Raw genomic sequence first — 23240 nt, 5'->3', positions numbered from 1 at the left:
CTTGCTTGATGCCCCGCTTATTGCAATGCCTGGACACCGGCGACCAGCCAGCCGCTGCCGCCGGTGCGGGGCTTGGTCATGTTCCAGACTTCCCGGAACGGGCTGGCGCCGCTGGATGCGTCTTCCTTGATCATGCCGGAGAACTCGACGCTGGCCATGTACACGTCGCTCATTTCCTCGATGCCCAGCAGTTGCGCGTCGAGCATAACCACCTCGGTCTTGTTGGACGTGCCGCCCGTGTGGGTTTCGCGGTCAGCCAGTTGCGTCTTGATCTGCTCCAGCATGTCGTCGGTCATCATGGCACGCAGGTTCTGGATGTCGGAACGGTCCCAGGCATCCTGGAGCGTCACGAAATTGGACTTGCAGGCCTTGAGGAAGCCTTCGGCATCAAAGCCGGCAGGCACGCCCCAGGATTGCGAACCCGCCAGGCCGGAACCGATCATCGAACCACCCGCGCTAGTGGCAGCCACGTTGCTGTCAAAAGCTGTTGCGCTGCGCTCCCATGGGCGTGCCGACGCGTCGTTGCCGACGTTGGCCGGGCTGTAGTTTCGGGCCGGCGTGGCTTCAGGCGTGTTGCCGGCGCCCTGGAAGGCGAAAGGCGGCTGCGCTCGCGTGGCGCCCGGCGAATTCGCCGCGCCGCCCTTGAGCCTGCGCATCACGAAGCCGATCACCACCATGACCACCAGCGCCAGCAAGGCGAACATGATGATCTGGCCGAAAGCGCCGCCCAGGCCCAGCGATGAAGCCAGCCAGGCCAGGCCCAAGCCCGCGGCCAGGCCGCCGAGCATGGCGCCCCATGGCTTTTTCGGTGCGGCTGCCGCAGCGGCGCCTGCCCCTGGCGCGGCCGAAGGAGTGGTCGCATTGTTGGCCGGCGCCTGGCGCTGCGTCACGTTGGACGACTGCTTGCCGAACGAGCCGCCACCGCCCATGCGCTTGGCATCGGCTGGCGTACCCGACAGGGTGAGGGTGACCGCAAATACTGCGGAAAGAATAACCTGCCAAATTTTCATATCGTCTCCTTCATCAAACCAATTAAAACCTGATCACGGCAAGAGGCCGTTCAAGCTGTCAACACTTGATTCCAACATGCAATGCCACCACCCCGCCAGACAGGTTGTGGTAATCCACATGGCCAAAGCCAGTATTTCGCATAAGGGTTTTCAACTCTTCCTGGCTCGGATGCATGCGAATCGACTCGGCCAGGTACTGGTAGCTGGCGTCGTCATTGGCCACCAGCTTGCCGATCCTGGGCAAAACCTTGAACGAATACCAGTCGTAAAGCTTTTCGAGCGGCTTGGCGACCTTGGAAAACTCCAGCACCAGCAGCTTGCCGCCAGGCTTGAGCACCCGGTTCATTTCCTTCAGGGCCACGTCCTTGTGCGTCATGTTGCGCAGGCCGAAGGCCACGGTGACGACATCAAAGCTGTCATCGGCAAAAGGGAGTTTTTCGGCATCGCAGACCAACGTCGGAAGATTGACCCCCGCATCAAGCAGGCGGTTGCGCCCTTCCCTGAGCATGGCTTCGTTGATGTCGGTATGCACCACGCGCCCGGTGGCGCCGACCTTGGGTGCGAACGCCAGTGCCAGGTCGCCCGTGCCGCCCGCGATGTCCAGCACCTGCTGGCCTTCTTTCACGTTGGCGACCAGCACGGTGTAAGCCTTCCAGGCGCGGTGCAAGCCCATCGACATCAGGTCGTTCATCACATCGTATTTAGGTGCGACCGAGTCAAACACGCTGCGCACTCGGCGCGCCTTGTCCTGCTCGTCTACCGATTCAAAACCAAAGTGGGTTGTTGTCATAAAGAGTGAATGCTAGATGGCAAAGTGCCGGTTGACAGCGACAACCCTGCGCTGACTCAGGTCATTGGCGGGAACTTGCCTGAAAAAAATCAATGGCGCAACGAAGGCAAGGCCCCGTCAATGGCTGCTGCAGCCATGGCCACCTGCGGCAACCATGGGCGCGTCACGCGCCACACCCGCCGCTTGCAGCCTGCGCTCGTAGTCGTCCCAAAGCCGGCTTTGGTCAGCGCCCAGGTGGTACAGATAGTCCCAGGTGAAGAGCCCGCTTTCATGGCCGTCGGAAAACACCGGCTTGACCGCGTAGTTGCCAATCGGCTCCAGCTCCACGACATTGACTTCGCGCTTGCCGGTCTGCAGGACTTCCTGCCCCGGACCGTGGCCCTGCACCTCGGCAGATGGCGAATAGATGCGCATCAGTTCAAACGGAATCCTGAATTGCGCGCCGTCTGAAAATGCAATTTCGAGAAGGCGCGACTGGCTGTGAACCGTCAGTGCCACAGGGGTCGGCGACCCGGCTTGAAGACCTGCCATGGGGTTGTCTCGCTTTCTGAATAAATGGGTTGGAGCGCCTCAAAGCGCCATGGCTTCGGCGATCAGCCGGTTGACGTCAATGCACCGCGACGCGACAGCCGCCACCTGCTTCTCGTCCACCGGACGCTGCGGCGCACTCCAGACCGGCGCCGGAAAGTGGCTATCCCCATCAAACCGTGCCACGACATGCCAGTGCAGATGCGGCACCATGTTGCCCAGCGCGGCCAGGTTGATCTTGGCGGGCCGCAGTTCGCTGCGCAGCAGCTGCTCGACCTTCACGACGGCATGCATGCAAACCTGGCGTTCAGCGGCCGACAGGTCGGAAAACTCGGCGACATGCCGGTTCCAGACCACGCGGTAAAACGCCGGAAAGCCCACCTCGCTGGCCTGGATGATTCGCAGCGTTTCGTTGCGAAATACCAGCAGGCCGCCATCGGCCTCGCACAAGGGACAGACAGTATTCGTCATACCAGCACCCGTTCAATGCCGCCATGGTTGGCTGCGGCCACGTAGTCGGGCAGCCAATCCTTGCCCAGGATCTGGTTGGCCATCTCGACGACGATGTAGTCGGCCTCTAACAGTCCATTTTGCAGGTCGTCGCCGTAGCGGGTCAAGCCCTGCAGGCAGCTCGGGCAACTGGTCAGAATCTTGACGTTTCCGGTCGCGGCGACCGCGCCCGACGCACGCAGCTGCGCTTCGCCCTTGCGGATTTCCTCTTCCTTGCGAAAGCGTATCTGCGTCGAGATGTCCGGCCGGGTCACGCCCAGCGTGCCCGATTCGCCGCAGCAGCGCTCGCTCTTGAGCACGTTGTCGCCAATCAGCGCCTTGACGGTCTTCATCGAGTCCCCGAGCTTCATCGGGTTGTGGCACGGCTCGTGGTACAGGAAACCGGGCTGGTTCGCTGGCAGCGTGATGCCTTTTTCCAGCAGGTATTCATGGATGTCGATGATGCGGCTGCCGGGGAAAATCTTGTCGAACTGGTAGCCCTGCAGCTGGTCGTAGCAGGTGCCGCAGCTCACCACCACGGTCTTGATGTCGAGGTAGTTCAGCGTGTTGGCAACCCGGTGGAACAGCACCCGGTTGTCGGTGATCATCTTTTCGGCCTTGTCGAAGTCGCCGCTGCCGCGCTGCGGATAGCCGCAGCACAGGTAGCCCGGCGGCAGCACGGTCTGCACGCCGGCATGCCAGAGCATGGCCTGCGTCGCCAGGCCAACCTGGCTGAACAGCCGCTCCGAGCCGCAGCCGGGGAAATAAAACACCGCCTCGGTCTCGGCCGTGGTGGCTTTCGGGTTGCGGATGATCGGGACGTAGTCCTTGTCCTCGATGTCCAGCAAGGCGCGCGCGGTCTTCTTGGGCAGGCCGCCGGGCATCTTCTTGTTGATGAAGTGGATGATCTGTTCCTTGACCGGCGCCTTGCCCACGGTGGCGGGCGGCAGGGCGGTCTGCTTTTTCGCCAGCGCCCCGAGCACGTCATTGGCCAGGCGCTGCGCCTTGAAGCCGACATCGACCATCGCCGTTCGCATCACCTTGATAGTCTGCGGATTGGTGGCATTCAAAAAGAACATCGCCGCCGCGTTGCCCGGCCGGAACGATTTCTGCCCCATCTTGCGCAGCAGATTGCGCATGTTCATCGACACCTCGCCAAAGTCGATATCGACCGGGCACGGGTTCAGGCATTTGTGGCAAACGGTGCAATGGTCGGCCACGTCCTCGAACTCTTCCCAGTGCTTCAGGCTGATGCCGCGCCGGGTTTGTTCCTCGTACAAAAAGGCCTCGACCAGCAGCGAGGTCGCCAGAATCTTGTTGCGCGGGCTGTACAGCAGGTTGGCGCGCGGCACATGCGTGGCGCATACCGGCTTGCATTTGCCGCAGCGCAGGCAGTCCTTCACGCTGTCGGCAATCGCGCCGATGTCGCTTTGCTGCATGATCAGCGACTCATGGCCCATCAGGCCGAAGCTGGGCGTGTAGGCATTGGTCAAATCGGCCGTTAGCGCATTCTGGCCGGGCGCAAGCAGCTCCGTATTTCGTAGCAGCTTGCCTTTGTTAAAACGCCCTTCCGGGTCAATCCGCTGCTTGTATTCGGTGAAAGGGCGCAGTTCCTCGTCGGTCAAAAATTCGAGCTTGGTGATGCCGATGCCGTGCTCGCCGGAAATCACGCCGTCGAGCGAGCGCGCCAGCACCATGATGCGCGCCACCGCGCCGTGGGCGGCCTGCAGCATTTCGTAGTCGTCGCTGTTGACCGGCAAATTGGTATGCACATTGCCGTCGCCGGCATGCATATGCAGCGCGGCCCAGACCCGGCCCTTGAGCACGCGCTTGTGAATCGCGCTGCATTCATCAAGAATGGGCTTGAACGCGCCGCCGCTGAAAATCGCCTGCAACGGGGCGCGAATCTGCGTTTTCCAGCTCGCGCGCAGCGTGTGGTCCTGCAGTTGCGGGAACAGCGTGGCCACGTCCTGCAGCCAGCCGGCCCACAGCTTGCGCACGTCGGCCACCAGCGCCAGCGCCTGACCGACCCGGTCCTCCATCAGTTCGGCCGAAGGAATCTCGCTGGCGTCCTCGGCCTTGCCCAGCGGCAGGTTGCCCTTGCGGAAAAACGCGTCCAGCTCGTCGCACAGCTTGATCTTGTTGCGCAGGCTCAGCTCGATGTTGATTTGCTCGATGCCGTCGGTGTATTCGGCCATGCGCGGCAACGGAATCACCACGTCCTCGTTGATCTTGAAGGCATTGGTGTGGCGCGAAATCGCCGCCGTCTTCTTGCGGTCGAGCCAGAACTTCTTGCGCGCCTCGGGGCTGATGGCGATGAAGCCTTCGCCGCTGCGCGAATTGGCGATGCGCACGACCTCGCTGGTGGCCCGCGCCACCACATCGGCATCGTCGCCGGCAATGTCGCCGATCAGCACCATTTTGGGCACGCCCGATGTTCCGCCCTTGCCGTCGCCGCCGCGCTTGGACTTGGTGGCGTAGCCCACAGCGCGCAGATAGCGGTCGTCCAGGTGCTCCAGCCCGGCCAGAATCGCCCCGCCGCGCTTTTGCTCGGCGAACATGAAGTCCTTGATCTCGACGATGCTGGGCACCGCGTCCCTGGCGTTGCCGAAGAACTCCATGCACACCGTGCGCGTGTGTACCGGCATGCGGTGGACAATCCAGCGCGCGCTGGTGATCAGGCCGTCGCAGCCTTCCTTCTGGATGCCCGGCAGGCCGCTGAGGAACTTGTCGGTCACGTCCTTGCCCAGGCCTTCCTTGCGGAAGGTCTTGCCGGGAATGTCGAGCCGCTCGGTGCGGATGGGCGTTTTGCCGTTGGCCTCAAAGTAGTTCAGGTCAAAGCTCGCCATCTCGGCGTCGTGGATCTTGCCCAGGTTATGGCCCACACGCACGACTTCGAGCCACTGCGCGTCGGGCGTCACCATGCGCCACGAGGCCAGGTTGTCCAGCGCCGTGCCCCAGAGCACCGCCTTCTTGCCGCCCGCGTTCATGGCGATGTTGCCGCCGATGCACGACGCTTCGGCCGAGGTCGGATCGACCGCGAACACGAAGCCGCCGCGCTCGGCCGCATCGGCCACGCGCTGCGTGACCACGCCGGCTTCGGTCCAGACCGTGGCGACCGGCTGGTCCAGGCCGGGCAGCGAGACCATCTCGACTTCCGTCATGGCTTCGAGCTTTTCGGTGTTGATGACGGCCGACTTCCAGGTCAGCGGAATCGCCCCGCCGGTATAACCCGTGCCGCCGCCGCGCGGGACAATCGTCAGCCCCAGCTCGATGCAGGCCTTGACCAGCCCGGCCATTTCGGTTTCCGTATCCGGGGTCAGCACCACGAACGGGTATTCGACGCGCCAGTCGGTCGCATCGGTCACATGCGAGACGCGCGACAGGCCGTCGAACTTGATGTTGTCCTTGCGCGTGAGCTTGTGCAGCTTGCGTTCGGTCTGCTGGCGCAGGCCGGCGACTTCCTCGAACGAGGCGGAGAACCGGCCGACAGCCGCTTGGGCGCCCTGCATCAGTTCGCCGACGATGGCGTCTCGCTCGCTGTCCACATGGGGCGTGCGGCGCTTTTCAATTTCCCCCAGGCGGTGCTGCAAGGCTTCGACCAGCAGCTTGCGCCGCTTCGGGTTGTCGAGCAAGTCGTCCTGCAGGTAGGGGTTGCGCTGCACCACCCAGATGTCGCCCAGCACTTCATACAGCATGCGCGCCGAGCGGCCGGTGTGGCGTTCGCCGCGCAGCAAATTGAGCAGGTCCCAGGCGCGGCTGCCCAGCAGGCGGATCACCACTTCCCGGTCGGAAAACGAGGTGTAGTTGTAGGGAATCTCGCGAATGCGGGGTTCGGCATGCTTTGCGCTGTCGGCAAAAACATTCAGTTCTTGGAGGGTAGTAGGTGCGTTCATCGTGTATTTAAGCGGCTTCGGACCCATGCCCAGCGCTTTCGTCCGATATTATCGCAGCGCACCTTTTGCGGGCACGCGGCCAGAATGACCTCATGGAAACCCCGCTTGCCCTGATCGCGCCGCATCGTTTAAATAGAACGGTCACAAAAAGTTTCTAGACTGCCCTTTCCCCACAGCGAATCCGCATTCCATCAGGAACATTCATGAAAAATCGTTTATCCGTCCTATCCCTTGCCGCTTGCGCGCTGTGCGCGCCACTGGCCAGCCAGGCCCAGACCGAAGTCCAGTGGTGGCATGCCATGAGCGGTCCGCTCGGCGAATGGGTCAACGACCTGGCCAAGGACTTCAATGCCAGCCAGAAGGATTACAAGGTCGTGCCGACCTTCAAGGGCACGTATGACGAATCGATGACGGCGGCCGTCGCCGCTTTCCGCTCCGGCAACGCGCCGCACATCCTGCAGGTGTTTGATGTCGGCACGGCGACCATGATGGCGGCCAAAGGCGCGATCAAGCCGGTCGGTGAAGTCATGATCGAGGGCGGCGCCAAGTTCGACACCAAGGCCTACATTCCTGCCGTGGCCGGCTACTACACCGCGCCCAACGGCCAGATGCTGAGCTTTCCGTTCAACAGCTCGACCACGATCTTTTATTACAACAAGGACGCCTTCAAGGCCGCCGGACTCGACCCCGAAAAAGCCCCGACCACCTGGCCCGAAGTGGCGTTGGCCGCCGGCAAGCTCAAGGCGGCAGGCCACAAATGCCCGTTCACCACCAGCTGGATCAGCTGGACGCAACTGGAGAGTTTTTCGACTTGGCACAACACGCTGTTTGCCACCCAGAACAACGGCTTCGGCGGCCCGTCCGCCCGGCTGGCCTTCAACTCGCCACTGCATGTGCGCCACTTTGAAAACCTGGCCAACATGTCCAAACAGGGCCTGTTTGTGTACAAGGGCCGTGCCAATGCGGCGGACGTGTCCTTTCCGTCGGGCGAATGCGCCATGATCACGGCCTCGTCGGGCCTGTACGCCCGCGTCAGCAAGGAAGCCAAGTTTGCCTACGGCATCGCCCAATTGCCGTATTACCCGGACGTGGCCGGCGCGCCGCAAAACACCGTCATCGGCGGCGCCAGCCTGTGGGCGATGGCCGGCAAGAAGCCCGATGAATACAAGGGCGTGGCGGCGTTCTTCAACTACCTGTCCAAGCCTGAAGTGCAGTCGGCCAGCCACAAGCGCACCGGCTACCTGCCGATCACCATGGCAGCGTTCGAGCTGACTGAAAAATCGGGCTTTTACAAGCAGTTCCCCGGCACCGACGTGGCGGTGACGCAGATGATCCGCAAGACCACCGACAAGTCGCGCGGCGTGCGCCTGGGCAACTTCAACCAGATCCGCACCATCATCGACGAGGAAACCGAGCAGATCTGGAGCGGCAAGAAGCAGCCCAAGGAAGCGCTGGACACCGCCATCAAGCGCGGCAACGAGCAGCTCGAACGCTTCCAGAAGGCCAACAAGTCCTGAAGCACAGGCCGGCGCGCTGCAAGCGCCCGGCCGGCTTTGCTATTTAATCAATAGCTGCTTATGCAATACAGGCGTGCGCAAATGGCATTTTTCATTTAAAAAATTGTCTTTTCTTAGCCATGCGCCCTGGCCTCGCCTCTATCCCCCTCCTGGCCGCCTCTTGAAAAACAGGCGGCCAGGGTGGCCTCAACGTGAACGGACCCCATGGAAAAACGCGTTTTGTTCCGCTCGGCCTGGCTCCCCTGGCTGCTGCTGGCACCCCAGCTGATCGTCATCAGCGTCTTTTTCTTCTGGCCTGCCGCGCAGGCGCTGCTGCAGTCCTTCCAATTGCAGGACGCCTTCGGCCTGTCCACCGAATGGGTAGGACTGGACAATTTCAGGAACCTGTACAACGACGAGGCCTACCTGGAGTCGTTCAAGACCACCGCGTTCTTCTCGGTCATGGTGGCGGTGCTGGGCATCAGCCTGTCGCTGGTGCTGGCGGTGTTTGCCGACCGCATCATCAAGGGTGCGCTGGCTTACAAAACCCTGCTGATCCTGCCCTACGCCGTGGCGCCCGCCGTGGCCGGCGTGCTGTGGATCTTCATGTTTTCACCGACGCTGGGCGTGGTGGCCTATGCGCTGCATGGTATCGGCATCGACTGGAACCACCTGCTCAATTCCAGCCACGCGATGACGCTGATCATCATGGCCGCCGTGTGGAAGCAGATTTCCTACAATTTTTTGTTTTTCCTGGCCGGCCTGCAGTCGATCCCGAAGTCGCTGATCGAGGCCGCCGCGATTGACGGTGCGCGCCCCTGGCGGCGCTTCTGGTCGATCCAGTTCCCGCTGCTGTCGCCGACGACCTTCTTTTTGCTGGTGATCAACATCGTTTACGCGTTTTTCGACACCTTCGCCATCGTCGATGCATCGACCCAGGGTGGACCGGGCCGCGACACCCTGATCCTGGTTTACAAGGTCTACCACGACGGCTTCAAGAACGGCGACTTGGGCGGCTCTGCCGCGCAGTCGGTGGTGCTGATGGTGATCGTCGTGGCGCTGACGGTGGTCCAGTTCCGCTATGTTGAAAAGAAGGTCCAGTACTGATGTCCACTTTTTCACCGACTGCCGGCTTGCGGCATTTCAGGGTACGCCATCATGGTTGAACGCAGCGCCGTACTGAGAATCTTTGCGCACCTCGTCATGCTGCTGGGCATCGTGGTCGTTGCCTTTCCGCTGTACCTGGCCTTCGTGGCCTCGACCCACACGGCGCAGGAGATCGTTCAGGCGCCGATGCCGATGTGGCCGGGCAGCCATATGTGGGAAACCTACAAGACCGCGCTGTTCGGTGGCGGCGATGGCGCGGGCTCTACGGCCCCCGTGGCCCGCATGATGTGGGTCAGCCTGGTGACGGCGCTCGTCATCACCTTCGGCAAGATCGCGATTTCGCTGCTGTCGGCCTTTGCCATCGTGTACTTTCGCTTTCCGTTCAAGAACTTCTTCTTCTGGTCCATCTTTGTCACCCTGATGCTGCCGGTCGAAGTGCGCATCGGGCCGACCTACCAGGTGGTGTCCAGCCTGGGCATGCTCAACACCTTTGCCGGCCTGACGATTCCGCTGATTGCATCGGCCACCGCCACCTTCTTGTTCCGGCAGTTCTTCATGACCGTGCCCGACGAGCTGGTCGAGGCGGCGCGCATGGACGGCGCCAGCCCGATGCGCTTTTTCTGGGACATCTTGCTGCCGCTGTCGAAAACCTCGATGGCCGCGCTGTTCGTGATCCAGTTCATTTACGGGTGGAACCAGTACCTTTGGCCGCTGCTGGCCACCACCAGCGAAGACATGTACCCGGTGGTCATCGGCATCAAGCGGATGATTGCCGGCGGCGATGCGGCCAATGAATGGAACGTGGTCATGGCGACGGCCATCCTGGCCATGCTGCCGCCCGCGCTGGTCGTCGTGCTGATGCAGAAGTGGTTCGTCAAGGGCCTGGTCGATACCGAAAAATAACAAGTCAGGCATTCATCAATGGCATCCCTTTCCCTTACCAACGTCATCAAGCGCTACGGCGCCGGCAAGAGCGCTGTTCCGGTGCTGCACGGCGTCAGCGCCGAGATTGCCGACCACGAATTCATCGTCATCGTCGGGCCGTCGGGCTGCGGCAAGTCCACGCTGCTGCGCATGGTCGCAGGGCTGGAGGAAATCACCGAAGGCCAGATTTCCATTGGCGGCCGGGTCGTCAACGACCTGGAGCCGTCGGAGCGCGACATTGCCATGGTGTTCCAGAACTACGCGCTGTATCCGCACATGAGCGTGTTCGACAACATGGCCTATGGCCTGAAAATAGCCAAGGTTCCCAGGGAGGAAATCAAGGCGCGCGTGGACAAGGCCGCAAAAATCCTCGAACTCGGCCATTTGCTTGACCGCAAGCCGCGCGCGCTTTCCGGCGGCCAGCGCCAGCGCGTCGCAATGGGCCGCGCCATCGTGCGCCAGCCGCAGGTCTTTTTGTTCGACGAGCCGCTGTCCAACCTGGACGCCAAGCTGCGCGTGCAGACCCGGCTGGAAATCCAGAAGCTGCACCGCGAGCTCGGCATTACCTCGCTGTTTGTCACCCACGACCAGGTCGAGGCGATGACGCTGGCCCAGCGCATGATGGTGATGAACGCCGGGCGCATGGAGCAGTTCGGCACGCCGGAAGAAGTCTACAACCGGCCGGCCACCACGTTTGTCGCCAGCTTCATGGGTTCGCCACCAATGAATTTGCTGAAGAACGCGCCCAACGCCGACTTTGGCGGCAGGCCGGGCGCCATCCTGGGGATCCGCCCCGAGCACCTGCTGGTCGGCGACACCGGCTGGAAGGTGGTGGTGGACACCATCGAAATGCTGGGCGCCGAACGCCTGCTGTACTGCCGCCTGGGCGACGAGTTCCTGATCGTTCGCACCGACGAAAGCCTGTCGCTGGCGCCGACGATTGGCCAAACGCTGCAGGTCACGCCGCGTCCGGACCGGCTGCACTGGTTTGACGCAGCCACCGGCCAACGCCTGTGAAAAAGCCCGAAGCTGGCATGGAAGTCAACCCAGTCCGCTCAGGAACCGAGGACGTTTCACCGCTCCCCGTTCCAGACCAGCCAGGGCCGCGGAACCGGCTTCGCCGGGCCGCAGGCGCAGCGGCCCCCTTGGGGGGCAGCGAACCACACGAAGTGGGGAGCGTGGGGGCTTCAATCTCGTGGCCCTACCCGTTCTGGATCGCGCACCGCGGCGCCGGCAAGCTGGCCCCGGAAAACACGCTGGCCGCCTTCCGCCTGGGCGCGCGGCACGGCTACCGGATGTTCGAATGCGATGCCAAGCTCAGCGCCGATGGCGTGCCCTTCCTCATGCACGACGGCACGCTTACCCGCACCACCAACGCGCGTGAAAGCCTGGCGCCAGATGCCAGCGCGGCAGGCGGCGACCACGCCTGGGCCGAGTTGTCGCAGCTCGATGCCGGCAGTTGGCATTCGCGCGCCTTCGCCGGCGAGCCGCTGCCGACGCTGGAAAACGCCACCCGCTTTTGCCGCGCCAATGGTCATGCGCTGAACATCGAGATCAAGCCGACGCCGGGAACCGAGCGCCGCACCGGCGAGGTGGTGGCGTCGCACGCCCTGCGCTGGTGGCAAGGCGCCGGCGTTGCGCCGCTGCTGACTTCTTTTTCACGCGATGCGCTGCAGGGCGCGCGCGAAACGGCGCCCGGTTTGCCGCGCGGGCTGCTGCTGGAGACGCTGCCTGATGGCTGGCTGGAAGCCGCCCTCGCGCTGGGCTGTGTCGCCGTCATCTGCAACCATGTCTTGTGGGACAGCGCCAGCGTTGAAAAAGCCCATGACGCGGGCTTGCGCGTCTTGAGCTACACCGTCAACGACGACGCGTCCGTCCAGCGCCTGATGGAACTGGGCACCGACGGCATCATCACCGACCGCGTGGATTTGTTCAGCCCGGCTTGATGAGGCCGCCCGTTTCTTGACCCAGGTCAACAAACCGGCTGCCGTTCCTGTATCGGACAAGCTATCGCTAGCGCTTCCAGCCGCCCAGTTGGCACCACTGGCTGGCCGCCATGGCGAACACCAGAAGCACATAGGTCAGCATCTTGCCGTCACGGCCGAGCAGGACCAGGCCGGCGACCAGCACCGCCGACCCGACTACAAAATTGATAGCAGCTTGCGCCCGCCAGCTGTGCGGAAAAGCCTTATTTGATGTAAAAAACCCTGAAAACAGGCGGGAGAATGCCACCAGCAGCAAGGCGATCAGCGCGGCAGGCGCCAGCAGGTTGAGCAGATGCCCGGCAAGGAGGTAAGCAGTCATGGCAGTCCGTCGGGATTCAGGAGAACGCGCCAGAAGCGGCTGGTGGAAATGCGCAAAAGGAGATTGCGCCCGGGCGCCCGGTTCTCATCACTTCAATTTTATAATGCGCGCATGTCAGTCTGGGCCCTGGGGCTAAACCATCACACCGCACCGCTGGATCTGCGCGGACGTTTCGCGTTCGCCCTCGACCAGGTAGAACCCACCCTGCGCGGCCTGCGCGCCTCGCTGGCGCGCCAGCCCGAGGCCACGCTGCTGTCCACCTGCAACCGCACCGAGATCTACTGCGCCGGCGACGCCAACGACCTGGACAGCACGGTCGAATGGCTGGCGCACAACGGCGGCGTGTCGCCTTCGCTCCTGCGCGCCCATGCCTACACGCTGCACGATGACCAGGCCGCGCGCCATGCCTTCCGCGTCGCCAGCGGGCTCGATTCGATGGTGCTGGGCGAGCCGCAGATCCTCGGCCAGATGAAGGACGCGGTGCGCGCCGCCGAAGATGCCGGCGCCATTGGCACGACGCTGCACCAGCTGTTCCAGCGCTCGTTTGCCGTCGCCAAGGAAGTGCGCACCAGCACCGAGATTGGCGCGCACAGCATCAGCATGGCGGCTGCAAGCGTGCGGCTGGCCGGCCAGCTGTTTGAAGACCTGGCCGACATCAAGGTGTTGTTTGTCGGCGCCGGTGAAATGATCGACCTGGCCGCCACCCACTTCGCCGCCAAGAATCCCAAGGCCATGGCGATTGCCAACCGCTCCCTGGCACGCGGTGAAAAGCTCGCCAGCCGCTTTGGCGCCGAGGTGATGCGCCTGGGCGACCTGCCCGGCCGGCTGCATGAATTCGACGCGGTCATCAGCTGCACCGCCAGCACCCTGCCCATCATCGGCCTGGGCGCGGTCGAGCGCGCCCTGAAGCAGCGCCGGCACCGGCCGATGTTCATGGTCGATCTGGCGGTGCCGCGCGACATCGAGCCCGAAGTCAAGGCGCTGTCCGACATTTACCTCTACACCGTCGATGACCTGGCGCATGTGGTGCAGACCGGCCGCGACAGCCGGCAGGCGGCGGTGGCCGAGGCCGAGGTCATCATCGACGCGGGCGTGCAGAACTTCATGCACTGGCTGGACCAGCGCGGCAGCGTGCCGCTGATCCAGCAGCTCAATGCGCAGGCCGATGCCTGGCGCGCCGCTGAAATCGTGCGCGCCAGAAAGCTGCTGGCCCGGGGCGAATCCATCGAGGAAGTGTTAGAGGCCATGAGCCGTGGCCTGACGCAAAAAATGCTGCACGGCGCGATGGCCGAGCTGCATGCAGGCGATGCCAGCAGCCGTGAAGCCACGGCGCGCACCGTGTCCAGGCTGTTCCTGCGCGGCCAGACGCCCCGGACCACGGCCGATCGCAAAGAGCGTTAGCGCCGGCTTTCCAACTGCCGCCGCCGCCAAAGCGCGCTGCGCCCTCCTCCCGGCCAGCCGCCGGAAGTTTCTCCTGATGCTTTCTTGTCCCTGCCCATGAAACCTTTTCTTCGCCAGACCCTCGACCGCCAGCTTTTGCGGCTGCATGAACTCGACGCGTTGCTGTCCGCCAGCGACGTGGTCAGCGACCTGGACCGTTTTCGCGCCCTGACCCGCGAACACGCCGAAGCCAGCGTGGTGGCCGAGCAGTACAACCGCCTGACCCGCCGCGAAGCCGACCTGGCCAGCGCCGAAACCATGCTCGCCGAAGCCAGGCAAGACCCCGACATGGCGGAAATGGCCGAAGAGGAAATCAACGCCGCCAAAACCGACATCGCGCAAATCGACGAAGCGCTGCAGCTGATGCTGATTCCGAAAGACCCGGACGACAAGCGCGCGGCCTTCATTGAAATCCGCGCCGGCGCCGGCGGCGACGAATCGGCGCTGTTCGCCGGCGACCTGTTTCGCCTGTACACCCGCTTTGCCGAGCGCAAGCGCTGGCAGGTCGAGATCATCAGCGAGTCGCCCAGCGAACTGGGCGGCTACAAGGAAGTGGTGCTGCGCATCGACGGCCCGCCCGACATGCTGGGCGTGGGGGTGTACGGCAAGCTGCGCTTCGAATCGGGCGGCCACCGCGTGCAGCGCGTGCCGGCGACCGAAACGCAAGGCCGCATCCACACCAGCGCCTGCACCGTGGCGGTGCTGCCCGAGCCGGACGAGGCCGTCGCCATCCAGATCAACCCGGCCGACCTGCGCATCGACACCTACCGCGCCAGCGGCGCCGGCGGCCAGCACATCAACAAGACCGATTCGGCGGTGCGCATCACGCATTTGCCGACCGGCATCGTCGCCGAATGCCAGGAAGGCCGCAGCCAGCACGGCAACAAGGCCCAGGCGATGAAGGTCCTCACGGCCCGCATCCATGAAAAAGACCGCTCGGCCCAGGCCGCCAGGGACGCCGCCACGCGCAAGGGCCTGATCGGCAGCGGTGACCGCAGCGACCGCATCCGCACCTACAACTTCCCGCAGGGCCGGCTGACCGACCACCGCATCAACCTCACGCTGTACAAGCTGCTCACCATCATGGAAGGCGACCTGGACGATGTCATCACCGCGCTGCAGGTGGCGCGCGGCGCCGAGCAGCTGAACGAGCTGGAAGCAGCCAACAACGGCGGCTGACCCGGAAAATCCCATGATTTCAAGAGAAATAGCCTCCTTGCGCAATAACCACGGGCGCAAGAAGCTATCATTTATATAGCAACTAAAAGCCCAACCGTGAAACCATACACCTGCGCGCAAGCCCTGGCAGCGGCCCGACACCTTGGGCTCGACCGGCTGGACGCCCAATTGCTGCTGCTGCACGCGCTGGGCAGGCCCGCCAGCGACCGCTCCTGGCTGCTGGCGCACGACACCGACGAACTGGCGCAGGATGCAATTGAAGCATTCGACGCTTACAGTCTGCGCCGCGCGGCCGGTGAGCCGCTGGCCTACATCGTGGGCAACAAGGAGTTTTTCGGCCTGTCGCTGCAGGTCGATGCGCGCGTGCTGGTACCGCGCCCCGACACCGAAACGCTGGTCGAATGGTCTCTTGAGGTATTGAAAATGCCGGAACTGCCGCCCGTGCCGCGCGTGATGGACCTGGGCACCGGCAGCGGCGCGATTGCCCTGGCCATTGCGCACAGCCTGATGGCCGCCGGGCGCGAGGCAAAGGTCACGGCGGTGGACGCAAGCGCTGAGGCCTTGAGCGTTGCGCGTGAGAATTGCCGGCGCCTTGGCTTGCGCGTGGAATTCATGGAAAGCCACTGGCTTGCGCAGGTCAGCGGGCGTTTTAACCTGATCGCCAGCAATCCGCCCTATATTGCCAGCGCTGACACGCATCTGGCGGCGCTTGGGCATGAACCCCTGCAGGCGCTGGCAGCCGGTGCTGACGGGCTGGACGACATCCGGCAAATCATTGAACAGGCGCCTGCTTGCCTGCAGAACGGTGGCTGGCTGCTGCTGGAGCATGGTTATGACCAGGCCGAACGGGTTCGCGGGCTGCTGGCCCGGCAAGGGTTTGCGCAGGTTCAAAGCCGCCTTGACCTGGCCGGGATTGAGCGCTGCTCGGGCGGGCAATGGACACCATGACCGGCAATTCCCGCCACGCACGCAGCTTCAAGCAGACAGCGATAATCAGTCTCTGGAATTGCTGCATTCTGATTCCATGTATTCCACAGTCCGGCCTTGCTGCCGGTTAACCATTTTCAAAGCCCGGCAAGGGCTGTTTCATCACAAGGATTTCACCATGAGCCAAACCGACCCGACCCAGCAACGCATTGACGAAATTGTCAAATCCAGCGACGTGGTGCTTTTCATGAAGGGCACGGCCCAGTTTCCGATGTGCGGTTTTTCCGGACGTGCGATCCAGGTGCTCAAGGCCTGCGGCGTGACCAAGCCGGCCACGGTCAATGTGCTGGAAGACGAGGGCATCCGCAATGGCATCAAGACCTACAGCAACTGGCCGACCATTCCCCAGTTGTATGTCAAGGGCGAGTTCGTGGGCGGCTCCGACATCATGATGGAGATGTACCAGAACGGTGAACTTCAGGAAATGCTGGGCGCGCCCAAGGACTGAAGCCAAGCCACCCGAGCCTGCAACGCCCGCGTCGCGGGCGTTTTTCGTTTCTGCTTCAGCGCGTATAGCCTGCGCAGGCGCCGGCATTGACCTGCCCCTGGCATTCACGCTTGAGGCGGCTGCTTCGTTCCTTGGCCGTTTCGGCGGAGCCCGGCAGGAACCGCACCTGGCCGCTGGCGCCTGTTTTGGTCTTTTTCTTGGCCGACGCTGCCGGCTTGTCGCCGGAAGCGGCAGAGGCTGCCCCGGCGTGTACGCTGCCGATCAGCACGGCGGCCAGGAGCATGGCGGTCCAGAATGGCTTGAGCACGATATTTTTCATTTTTATCTTCCTGTTTCTACCTGCTTACGTCGCAACACCCGTACTGGCCGCCTTGCATGGCACGAACAAGCCTCAATGCAGTTTCGGATCACCATAGGGCTGGTCATCGGGCGGTGTGTCGGCAGGCAGGCGGAAATCTTCGCTCGCCCAGGCACCCATGTCGATGTTTTTGCAGCGTTCGCTGCAAAAGGGACGAAAAGGATTGCTGGGCGCATAAACACTGGGACCGCCGCAGCCAGGGCACACCACCTGCCGCACAGGTGTAGGGTCTTTTTTCATGGGGAGAAGGAAGTTCGGGGTGATGAAAAACGCAATGCGGGTTCGGCCTGGCCTGGCTCAGGTACACAGGGTCAGGTCAAACACGGTTTCCTCGCTGCTGGCCTGCTGGCGGCCGTCGTTGTCATGGGTCATGAAACGCACCGACACCATCAGGCGGTTGCAGCTGATTTCGGGAATCACGGCCACGCCTGAACGCAGTTGCAGCCGCAGCAACTGGTAAGTCCGCCCCTGGGGCAGCATTTGCTGGTACTGGCCGGCGGGCGCAATCACCTTTTGCGGCGCGCCCGAATCGCGCACCAGCCTGAGCAGCAGGTTCAGCGACTCGGCCAGCGGAACCAGCGGCACCACCCAGCGCTGCAGGTCGTGCTGGCGAACGTTGGCGCCGAGGTGCTGCCAGGCATGATAGGCCGGCAGGTCGAATTCGCAGGTGCCGCCGGGAATGCCGACACGGCTGCGGATGCTCATCAGCCAGTCGTTTTCGGTCAGTGACTGGCCAACCTTGCCTGAAAGTTCATTCATGCTGGAAAAACAGGCATCAAGCTCGGCAGTGATGTCGTCCAGCACGCGCTCGGAGATGACCGGGTTGCCACGGTAGCCATTGAGCACGTGCTTGTGCTTTTCAATATCCTTGAGCACATCGGTTTTCAGGTCCGCCCGCGCACCGACATCCATGATTTCAAAAATGGTCACCAGCGCGTGGTGGTGGTCAATCGGGCTGTCCCGTTTCACCAGTTCGGCCAGGCGCAAGAACAGGTGCTCAAGCCGCAGGTAGGTGCGTATGCGTTCGTTGAAGGGATGCTCGTAAAGAATCACGGAACTGGTTTTCCTGGCTTCAGTAGATGTTTGGTCATCATAGCCCGAAGCTGCGCGCCAGCTCACGCACTTGCCGCTCCAGCGCCTGCAGCGACAAACCCTCGTTACAAATGCAGGCATCAGCCGCCGCCAGCCGTTGCGCGCGGCTGGCCTGGCCGGCGATGATTTTCACGACCATTTCACGCGGCAAGGCGTTCCTGGCCATGACACGGGCAATTTGCGTTTCTTCCGTGCAGTCCACCACCAGCACCCGGTCGAGCTGCTGGCGCCAGCGCCCGGACTCCACCAGCAAGGGGATGTCGAACACCATGCAGGCGCGGCCGGCTTGCAAGGCCGCGCCGGCCTGGCGGGTGGATTCAAGGCTGACCAGGGGGTGAATGATGGCTTCGAGCTGCCCTTTGATGGCGGGGTCGCTGAAAGCAAGCTGGCGCATCCGGTCACGGTCCATCGCGCCTTCTGCCGTGATGAACTGCGGCCCGAACTGCTTCGCCAGCTCAGGGATGGCGGCGCCTCCGGGCGCTGTCAGCTGCCGGGAAATCGCATCGGCATCGATCAGCGCGGCGCCGCACGACACCAGAACGCGCGCCACGGTGCTTTTGCCGCTGCCGATGCCGCCTGTCAGGCCGATACGCTGGGCCGGCGGACTCATGGTTTACAAACCAATGAACCGAAGAATCGACTGGGGGCCGAAAATCATCGCGGTGAAGCCTGCGCCGGCCAGAAAAGGGCCGAAAGGCACGTAGCCGCCCTCGCGCAGGCCGCTCGAGAACTTCATCGCGATGCCGACCGCCGCGCCAATCACCGAAGCCATCAGGATCATGGGCACCAGCGCTGTCCAGCCAAACCACGCCCCAAGCGCGGCAAACAGCTTGAAGTCGCCGTAGCCCATGCCCTCCTTGCCGGTGGCCAGCTTGAAGGCCCAGTACACACTCCACAATGAAAGATAGCCGGCCACCGCCCCCCACAGGGCCGATGACAGATCGACCGCCGGGTTCCACTGCAGCGCTGCCGCGATCAGCCCCGCCCACAGCAGGGGCAAGGTCATGTCGTCGGGCAGCAGGGTGGTGTCCCAGTCGATCACCGCCAGCGCCAGCAGCGCGGCAGAAAAGCCGCACCAGGCCAGTGCCGTCATCGTCCAGCCCCAGCGCCAGGCGCAAAAGAAAAACAGAGCGCCTGTGACGGCCTCGACCAGCGGATAGCGAATCCCGTAAGGCGCGCTGCAAGCCGAGCACTTGCCCCGCAGGAAAACATAGCTGAGCACCGGAATGTTTTCATACCATCGGATCAAATGGCCGCAACTGGAGCAGCGTGAACGAGGCGTCAGCAGATTGAACTGTTCTGCTGGCTGCGCTGGCGCGCCGTTCAAATTGGCACATTCGGCAGCCCACTGGCGCTCCATCATCTTCGGAACCCGGTAGATGACGACATTGAGAAAGCTGCCGATGAGCAGGCCCAGGATTGCGGCAAGCGCAGCGACCAATCCGGGACCCATGTCTGCTGGCAACAGCAGCATCAAACGACTTGGCCGAGCTTGAAGATCGGCAGGTACATCGACACCACGATCCCGCCAATCAAGGTACCCAGGAACACGATGATGATGGGCTCCATCAGGCTGGACAGGCCGGCGACCATTTCATCGACTTCGGCTTCGTAGAAATCGGCTGCCTTGCCCAGCATGTGGTCCACCGAGCCCGATTCCTCGCCAATGGCGCACATCTGCAGCACCATGGTGGGAAACAGGTTGGCATTTCCCATGGCGGCGGTCAGGCTGGTGCCGGTCGAGACTTCCTGCTGGATTTTCTCGGTGGCGTCAGCGTAAAGCGAGTTGCCCGATGCGCCGCCGACCGAATCCAGCGCTTCGACCAGCGGCACGCCGGCCGCGAACATGGTGGACAAGGTACGGGTCCAGCGGGCAATGACGGATTTTTCGATCAAGGTGCCGAACACCGGCATTTTCAGCAGCAGCCGGTCCATGACCTTCTGCATTTTCTCGCTACGCTTCCAGGCCTGGAGGAAGAAATAGATACCGCCGCCGACACCGCCAAAAATCAGCCACCAGTAAGCGACGAAAAACTCGCTGATGGCCATCACGATCAGCGTGGGCGCAGGCAAATCGGCACCAAAGGATGAAAACACCTCCTTGAACGCAGGTATCACGAAAATCATGATCACGGCGACCACCACGAAAGCCACCACCACCACGGAAGCCGGATACATCAGCGCCGATTTGATCTTCGACTTGATGGCCTCGGTTTTCTCCATGTAAATCGCCAAGCGGTCCAGCAGCGACTCCAGAATACCGGCGGCCTCGCCGGCTTCGACGAGGTTGCAGTACAGCGCATTGAAGTACATCGGGTACTTGCGGAAAGCACCGCTGAGCGACGTTCCCGTTTCAACATCGGTGCGCACATCGTTCAGCAGCTTGGTCACGCTGGCGTTGGGATTGCCACGGCCGACGATGTCGAATGACTGCAGCAGCGGCACGCCGGCCTTCATCATGGTGGCAAGCTGGCGGGTGAAGATGGCAATGTCACGCGGCTTGATGGACTTGCCCGAACGCATGCGGCGCTTTTTGATCTTCGTCGCCATCACCCCTTGACGGCGCAGCGACACCTTGACCTGGTTTTCTCCGGACGCACGAACCTCGCCGCGAACCTGTTTGCCGCCTCGGTCCTTGCCTTCCCACTCGAAGACAAATTCCTTGATATTTTTGGACAATGCGGTTGCCATAAAGCCTTATCGTTGTGTGGACAGTGTTAAGCCGTCTTGTGTCTGCTGCCGGATGCCATTTGTCCTGCCGTGGCGACGCGCCAGGCTAGGCATTGGTGCAACCCAACACTTCTTCCATCGAGGTCATTCCCAGTCTAACTTTGTACAAACCAGACTGGCGCAGGCTTCGCACGCCTTCGGCTTCGGCCTGGGCCGCAATTTCCATGGCGCTGCCGTCACGCAGGACGATGCGCTGGATTTCCTCGGAAATGGGCATGACCTGGTAGATGCCCAGCCGGCCCTTGTAGCCGTTGTTGCACTTGGCGCAACCCACCGGATGAAAAGGCTTCCATGAACCATCGAGTTCATCGTCCTTGAAGCCGGCCTCCAGCATGGCCTCGCGCGGAATCTCGATGGCCGTCTTGCAGTGCGGGCACAGGCGCCGCGCCAGCCGCTGCGCCGTGATAAGGATCACGCTCGACGCGATGTTGAAGGGCGCAATGCCCATGTTGCGCATGCGTGTGAGGGTCGTGGGCGCGTCGTTGGTGTGCAGCGTGGACAGTACCAGGTGGCCGGTCTGCGCGGCCTTGATGGCGATGTCGGCGGTTTCAACATCGCGGATTTCGCCGACCATGATGATGTCCGGATCCTGGCGCAGGAAGGCTTTGAGCGCAACCGGAAAGGTCATTCCGGCCTTCTCGTTCATGCTGACCTGGTTCACCCCGGGCAAGGTGATTTCAGCCGGGTCCTCAGCCGTGGAAATGTTCACGCCGGCGGTGTTCAAAATGTTCAGGCAGGTATAGAGCGAGACGGTTTTACCCGAACCTGTCGGCCCGGTCACCAGCACCATGCCATAGGGCCGCTTGATGGCTTCGAGCAGGCGCTCTTTTTCGACCGGCTCGTAGCCCAGCGCGTCAATGCCCAGTTTGGCGCTGCTCGGGTCCAGGATACGGATGACGATTTTTTCACCGAACATGGTCGGCAAGGTGCTGACCCGGAAATCGATCACCCGGTCGGGGCCGATCTTGAGCTTCATCTTGCCGTCCTGCGGCACCCGTTTCTCGGAAATGTCCAGCTTGGAAATCACCTTGATGCGCGCGGCCAGCTTTTCCTTGATGGCCACGGGCGGTGAAGAAATTTCACGCAGTTCGCCGTCCACGCGAAATCGAACTCGGTAGGAATGCTCGAAAGGCTCGAAGTGCAGGTCGGACGCGCGCATGTTGAAGGCGTCAACCAGCATTTTGTGCAGGAATTTGACAACCGGCGCGTCTTCAACCTCCGATACGCTCGCTTCATTTTCCTGCACAGCCGCAGTCTGCGACATATCCTCGTCAAACTCGAAATCCTCGCCGACGATGTTTTCAAGGGCCTCTGACGCCGTGGCGCCAGAAGCATCGACCAGCCGGGACAGCTTGTCGTATTCCGCAATGATCCAGTCCACGCCCAGCTGGGTGGAGAACTTGATTTTTTCCGCCGCGCCCTGGTCGGACGGATCAGCGGTTGCAATGATGAGCCGGTTGTTGCGCTTGCCCAGCACCACGACGCGGCAGGCCAGGCAGATTTTTGCATCGAGCAAATCCTTGGGCAAGCGCTGCATGTCGACGGCGTCCATGTCCACCAGCGGTGCGGCAAAGGACGTTGACATGATGTGCGCCAGATCGAACGCCGAGACCGCTCCTGAGCCTGTCAGCTCGGCGATGAAACTGTTTCGGCTGCCCTGCGCCTTCAGGAAAATGTCCTCGGCTGCCTTTTGGCCCAGCTTGCCGGCCGACACCAACGCTCTGCCAAGTCCGGGCAATGCCGTGGAGGCGGGATTTTTTAGCGCGGTCTCGGTAACGGACATGGTGTTCAATACGGGATCAAAGAAAGAATCATCGCTTAATGACTACAAGGTGTAAACCCAGAGGATCGGCGACAGTGTCCCGGTGTTGCAATCATTCACAAAATAACCAATAACGCAACAAAACAGTGACTACCGGCTGAGGCCTGAACCGTTTCGACGCTAATGACCCTGAAGGGCGCGTGAATCATGCGCCGCATGCTATGGAAACAGCAGCATTATTGCGTCAGCTTGGGCATCTCCAGCGTCAGTTTTGCCGCAGTCCCTGTGCTCGAGGACAATACCGCCTGCCGGCCGTTGACCGATTCCAGCACCATCTCGTTGTCAACCAGGTTACCTACGCGGACCGGTTTGGCGTCCTGACCATCGACCGAAATCAGCGCGGCACCGGCACGAATTCGTCCTGCCACCACGCCAATCAGGTCATAGCGGCTGGCTGCGGGCGCTGCGGTTGACGCCGTGGCAACCGCAGCCATCCCGCCGCCGAGCGCCCGGGCAATGGCCTGTGAACTGACAGCGGACATGGGCTCAACCAGCGCGGAGGAAGGCGCGGCCGGCGTGGACAAACCCCAGACCTTCAGACCCCAGTACACCACGCTGGCAGCGGCCAGCGCGGAGAGGGCAAATGTCACAATTCTGGTGGACCATAGGCGATAGGCGTCTGTCTGCATGGCAGGATTAT

Annotated in this window: 23 protein-coding genes; 9 read left to right on the top strand and 14 right to left on the bottom strand. The window is 62.4% G+C overall.

Features of this window, described 5'->3' with window-relative positions; genetic code table 11:
* Positions 1-17: 17 nt before the first annotated feature.
* The 5 genes from EC86_RS0120040 to EC86_RS0120020 form a co-directional block, all read right to left on the bottom strand.
* A complete protein-coding gene (locus EC86_RS0120040; RefSeq protein WP_029527661.1) occupies positions 18-1010 on the bottom strand; it encodes a Tim44 domain-containing protein in 993 nt (330 codons plus the stop codon).
* A 58-nt stretch (positions 1011-1068) separates the two neighbouring features.
* Complete coding sequence (ubiE, locus tag EC86_RS0120035; protein WP_029527660.1) at positions 1069-1800, bottom strand: bifunctional demethylmenaquinone methyltransferase/2-methoxy-6-polyprenyl-1,4-benzoquinol methylase UbiE; 732 nt, start codon at positions 1798-1800, stop codon at positions 1069-1071.
* A 117-nt stretch (positions 1801-1917) separates the two neighbouring features.
* Positions 1918-2331: a gamma-butyrobetaine hydroxylase family protein gene (locus EC86_RS0120030; protein ID WP_029527659.1), complete on the bottom strand. Its 414-nt coding sequence runs from the start codon at positions 2329-2331 to the stop codon at positions 1918-1920.
* Positions 2332-2370: 39 nt separating this feature from the next.
* Positions 2371-2799 carry an HIT family protein gene (locus tag EC86_RS0120025; RefSeq protein ID WP_029527658.1) on the bottom strand — a complete coding sequence of 143 codons (429 nt, stop codon included), beginning with the start codon at positions 2797-2799 and terminating at the stop codon, positions 2371-2373.
* On the bottom strand, positions 2796-6713 hold the full coding sequence (locus tag EC86_RS0120020; protein WP_029527657.1) for a DUF3683 domain-containing protein: 3918 nt from the start codon (positions 6711-6713) through the stop codon (positions 2796-2798). Before EC86_RS0120020 ends, EC86_RS0120025 begins: the two co-directional genes overlap by 4 nt.
* A gap of 203 nt (positions 6714-6916) precedes the next feature.
* Between EC86_RS0120020 and ugpB the strand changes: the two genes are divergently transcribed.
* From ugpB to ugpQ, 5 genes are all read left to right on the top strand, one after another.
* Positions 6917-8230 carry a sn-glycerol-3-phosphate ABC transporter substrate-binding protein UgpB gene (ugpB, locus tag EC86_RS0120015; protein WP_029527656.1) on the top strand — a complete coding sequence of 438 codons (1314 nt, stop codon included), beginning with the start codon at positions 6917-6919 and terminating at the stop codon, positions 8228-8230.
* Positions 8231-8434: 204 nt separating this feature from the next.
* Positions 8435-9316, top strand: a complete 882-nt coding sequence (gene ugpA, locus EC86_RS0120010; protein WP_029527655.1) for a sn-glycerol-3-phosphate ABC transporter permease UgpA — start codon at positions 8435-8437, stop codon at positions 9314-9316.
* Between the two features lie 51 nt (positions 9317-9367).
* On the top strand, positions 9368-10219 hold the full coding sequence (gene ugpE / locus EC86_RS0120005) for a sn-glycerol-3-phosphate ABC transporter permease UgpE (RefSeq protein ID WP_029527654.1): 852 nt from the start codon (positions 9368-9370) through the stop codon (positions 10217-10219).
* A gap of 18 nt (positions 10220-10237) precedes the next feature.
* Positions 10238-11257 carry a sn-glycerol-3-phosphate import ATP-binding protein UgpC gene (locus tag EC86_RS0120000; protein ID WP_029527653.1) on the top strand — a complete coding sequence of 340 codons (1020 nt, stop codon included), beginning with the start codon at positions 10238-10240 and terminating at the stop codon, positions 11255-11257.
* A gap of 161 nt (positions 11258-11418) precedes the next feature.
* A complete protein-coding gene (gene ugpQ, locus EC86_RS0119995; RefSeq protein ID WP_029527652.1) occupies positions 11419-12186 on the top strand; it encodes a glycerophosphodiester phosphodiesterase in 768 nt (255 codons plus the stop codon).
* A gap of 67 nt (positions 12187-12253) precedes the next feature.
* Here the strand turns inward: ugpQ and EC86_RS0119990 are convergent, their stop codons facing one another.
* Positions 12254-12544 (bottom strand): hypothetical protein, encoded by a 291-nt coding sequence (locus tag EC86_RS0119990; RefSeq protein WP_029527651.1) that lies wholly within the window; start codon positions 12542-12544, stop codon positions 12254-12256.
* Between the two features lie 111 nt (positions 12545-12655).
* On the opposite strand from EC86_RS0119990, the gene hemA reads away from it, so the two are divergent.
* The 4 genes from hemA to grxD all read left to right on the top strand — a co-directional run bounded on the left by hemA (position 12656) and on the right by grxD (position 16598).
* Positions 12656-13945 carry a glutamyl-tRNA reductase gene (gene hemA / locus EC86_RS0119985; RefSeq protein WP_029527650.1) on the top strand — a complete coding sequence of 430 codons (1290 nt, stop codon included), beginning with the start codon at positions 12656-12658 and terminating at the stop codon, positions 13943-13945.
* A gap of 96 nt (positions 13946-14041) precedes the next feature.
* Positions 14042-15163, top strand: a complete 1122-nt coding sequence (gene prfA / locus EC86_RS0119980) for a peptide chain release factor 1 (RefSeq protein ID WP_029527649.1) — start codon at positions 14042-14044, stop codon at positions 15161-15163.
* 96 nt (positions 15164-15259) lie between these two features.
* On the top strand, positions 15260-16111 hold the full coding sequence (prmC, locus tag EC86_RS0119975; protein WP_029527648.1) for a peptide chain release factor N(5)-glutamine methyltransferase: 852 nt from the start codon (positions 15260-15262) through the stop codon (positions 16109-16111).
* Positions 16112-16268: 157 nt separating this feature from the next.
* Positions 16269-16598 (top strand): Grx4 family monothiol glutaredoxin, encoded by a 330-nt coding sequence (gene grxD, locus EC86_RS0119970; protein ID WP_029527647.1) that lies wholly within the window; start codon positions 16269-16271, stop codon positions 16596-16598.
* Between the two features lie 55 nt (positions 16599-16653).
* Here grxD and EC86_RS0119965 read toward each other — a convergent pair whose 3' ends face one another.
* From EC86_RS0119965 to EC86_RS0119930, 8 genes are all read right to left on the bottom strand, one after another.
* The gene (locus EC86_RS0119965) at positions 16654-16917 is read right to left on the bottom strand and encodes a hypothetical protein (protein WP_029527646.1); all 264 of its coding nucleotides are present in this window, start codon (positions 16915-16917) and stop codon (positions 16654-16656) included.
* A gap of 72 nt (positions 16918-16989) precedes the next feature.
* Positions 16990-17196 carry a DNA gyrase inhibitor YacG gene (locus EC86_RS0119960; RefSeq protein ID WP_029527645.1) on the bottom strand — a complete coding sequence of 69 codons (207 nt, stop codon included), beginning with the start codon at positions 17194-17196 and terminating at the stop codon, positions 16990-16992.
* A 57-nt stretch (positions 17197-17253) separates the two neighbouring features.
* Positions 17254-18009 (bottom strand): cell division protein ZapD, encoded by a 756-nt coding sequence (zapD, locus tag EC86_RS0119955; protein WP_029527644.1) that lies wholly within the window; start codon positions 18007-18009, stop codon positions 17254-17256.
* Positions 18010-18046: 37 nt separating this feature from the next.
* The gene (coaE, locus tag EC86_RS0119950; RefSeq protein WP_029527643.1) at positions 18047-18658 is read right to left on the bottom strand and encodes a dephospho-CoA kinase; all 612 of its coding nucleotides are present in this window, start codon (positions 18656-18658) and stop codon (positions 18047-18049) included.
* A 3-nt stretch (positions 18659-18661) separates the two neighbouring features.
* Positions 18662-19522 (bottom strand): prepilin peptidase, encoded by an 861-nt coding sequence (locus EC86_RS0119945; RefSeq protein ID WP_198026829.1) that lies wholly within the window; start codon positions 19520-19522, stop codon positions 18662-18664.
* Positions 19522-20739 (bottom strand): type II secretion system F family protein, encoded by a 1218-nt coding sequence (locus tag EC86_RS0119940; RefSeq protein WP_029527641.1) that lies wholly within the window; start codon positions 20737-20739, stop codon positions 19522-19524. Before EC86_RS0119940 ends, EC86_RS0119945 begins: the two co-directional genes overlap by 1 nt.
* 85 nt (positions 20740-20824) lie before the next feature.
* A complete protein-coding gene (gene pilB / locus EC86_RS0119935; RefSeq protein WP_029527640.1) occupies positions 20825-22561 on the bottom strand; it encodes a type IV-A pilus assembly ATPase PilB in 1737 nt (578 codons plus the stop codon).
* Between the two features lie 215 nt (positions 22562-22776).
* The gene (locus EC86_RS0119930; protein ID WP_232229942.1) at positions 22777-23190 is read right to left on the bottom strand and encodes a general secretion pathway protein C; all 414 of its coding nucleotides are present in this window, start codon (positions 23188-23190) and stop codon (positions 22777-22779) included.
* Positions 23191-23240: the final 50 nt, after the last annotated feature.

Source organism: Polaromonas glacialis, assembly GCF_000709345.1.
In the GTDB taxonomy this organism is placed as follows: domain Bacteria; phylum Pseudomonadota; class Gammaproteobacteria; order Burkholderiales; family Burkholderiaceae_C; genus Polaromonas; species Polaromonas glacialis.
Note: the sequence above shows the minus strand (reverse complement) of the source record. Positions and strands in the feature narration are given on the sequence as shown.